This window comes from Variovorax sp. 01T439_2 (genome assembly GCF_056398445.1).
The window spans coordinates 1-2,007 of the sequence record NZ_JBFTPJ010001025.1; the positions used below are offsets into that span (position 1 = coordinate 1).

Annotated in this window: 4 protein-coding genes; all 4 read right to left on the minus strand. The window is 70.1% G+C overall.

Annotated elements, in window-relative coordinates; all coding sequences use genetic code 11:
* Positions 1 to 222 (minus strand): DUF1289 domain-containing protein (locus tag AC1DOC_RS31360; RefSeq protein ID WP_478131297.1); only part of this gene is annotated, 222 nt, incomplete at its 3' end.
* A complete protein-coding gene (locus AC1DOC_RS31365; RefSeq protein WP_015867470.1) occupies positions 219 to 707 on the minus strand; it encodes a YbaK/EbsC family protein in 489 nt (162 codons plus the stop codon). The genes AC1DOC_RS31360 and AC1DOC_RS31365, both read right to left, overlap by 4 nt.
* Positions 708 to 710: 3 nt before the next feature.
* Positions 711 to 1,631: a hydroxymethylglutaryl-CoA lyase gene (locus AC1DOC_RS31370; RefSeq protein WP_478131298.1), complete on the minus strand. Its 921-nt coding sequence runs from the start codon at positions 1,629 to 1,631 to the stop codon at positions 711 to 713.
* A 139-nt stretch (positions 1,632 to 1,770) separates the two neighbouring features.
* A partial coding sequence (locus AC1DOC_RS31375; protein WP_478131299.1) for an acylphosphatase occupies positions 1,771 to 2,007 on the minus strand: 237 nt, incomplete at its 5' end.

Sequence of the window (2,007 nt, forward strand, 5' to 3'; positions counted from 1 at the left end):
CAGCTCGATCGCGCGCCACACGCCGCGCCGCGCCGCGCCGTCCATCCGGCTCCAGCCCGCGATCTCGGGGAGGGTGCGCAGGCAGCCTTCGCAGAAGCCGCTCTGGCTGTCCATGCGGCAGACCGAGGTGCAGGGCGATGGCACATCGGGTGCATCGCCGGCGGCCGGGCGCTGTACCGCCTCGGCGCGTTCGGCCAGCGTCAGCGCGGCCTCGGCGTTCACACCACGTCCGCCACCGGCGCGCCGGTGAGCTTCTCGAGGTCTTGCGGGCGCAGCTGGAACACCGCATGCGGATGGCCCGCGGCAGCCCAGATCTCCTCGAAGCGGAACAGCTCGCGGTCGATCAGCACCACCGGCGGCGTGGCATGCGCCACCGGCGACACGCCACCGATCGTGAAGCCGGTGCGCGCCTTCACGAACTCCGCATCGGCGCGGCCGGTCTTGCCGACCAGCGCATCGACTTTCTTCTCGTCGACGCGCTTGTCGCCCGAGGTGATGACCAGCACCGCCGCGTCGTCGCTCTTGCGCCGGAAGATGATGCTCTTGGCGATCTGCCCGACCAAAATGCCGAGCGCGTCGGCCGCCTGCTGGGCGGTGCGGCAGGCGTCGTCGAGCATGCGCGGCGAATGGGGGTGGCCCGCGTCCTGCAGCATGCGCGAGACGCGCTGCACGCCCTCGGGCAGCGAATGAAGTTCAGCGCCGCACATCGTTCAACCCGCCCGTTTGATGCGCAGGGCCTTCGACGCGCGCGAGTTCGGCTCGCGCCCCAGCGCCTCGCTGATGTACACGCCGGCGTCGATCAGCTTGTCCAGGTCGATGCCGGTTTCGATGCCCATGCCGTGCAGCATGTAGACCACGTCTTCGGTGGCCACGTTGCCCGTCGCACCCTTGGCGTAGGGGCAGCCGCCGAGGCCCGCGGAGGACGACTGGAAGTTCCAGACCCCCAGCTCCAGCGAGGCCAGCGTGTTGACCAGCGCCTGGCCGTAGGTGTCGTGGAAGTGGCCCGAGATCTGGTCCACGCCGAAGTGCGCCAGCGTGGCCTCGATGGCGGCCTTCACCTTGCGCGGCGTGCCCACGCCGATGGTGTCGGCCACGTCCACGCGCTGCACGCCGATGTCCTTCATCAGCTTTGCCAGCATGCCCACGCGCTCGGGCGCGACCTCGCCTTCGTAGGGGCAGCCCACGGTGCACGACATGGCGCCGCGCACATCGATGCCCTTCTCGCGCGCCGCGGCCACCACGGGCGCGAAGCGCTCGATGCTCTCGGCAATGGAGCAGTTGATGTTCTTCTGGCTGAAGGCCTCGCTCGCGRCGCCGAACACCACGATCTCGTCGGGCCACTCCTCGCGCGGCGCGGCGATGGCGGCCTCGAAGCCCTTCATGTTGGGCGTGAGCACCGAATAGCGCACGCCGGGCTTGCGTTTGATCCCATGCATCACCTCGGCGTTGTCGGCCATCTGCGGCACCCACTTGGGGCTCACGAAGCTGGTGACCTCGATCTCCTTCAGGCCGGCGTCCTGCAGGCGGTGCACGAGGCCGATCTTGATTTCGGCGGAGACCGGTTGCTTCTCGTTCTGCAGTCCGTCGCGCGGACCGACGTCGATGATCTGGACCTTGGCGGGGAGTTTCATGGGATGTCTCTGGGTTCGCTGGAGAAAGAAAAGAGCGCCCGCCGATTGTCGGCCGTCTGCGTCTTGCATGCTCGGCCACGCCCGCCGCAGGGGTTGCAATGCCTGCCAGCGGCGTTGCAGATCGCGCCAGCGCCGCGGTTCACGCCGTTTCGCGCTGCACGAAGTCCGATGGCGGCTCGGCGGGCGCGGGCGCCTCCACGGCATCGAGGGCATCCACGCGCGCGCCGTCCGGCCCGCTGCGGGCCCATGCGACCAGCGCATCGACCGCAGCGGCCGGGCCCGAGGCCAGCGCCTCCACGCTGCCGTCGCGGCGGTTGCGCACCCAGCCGCGCACGCCCAGGCGCCGCGCGGCCTGCACCATCGACCAGCGATAGCC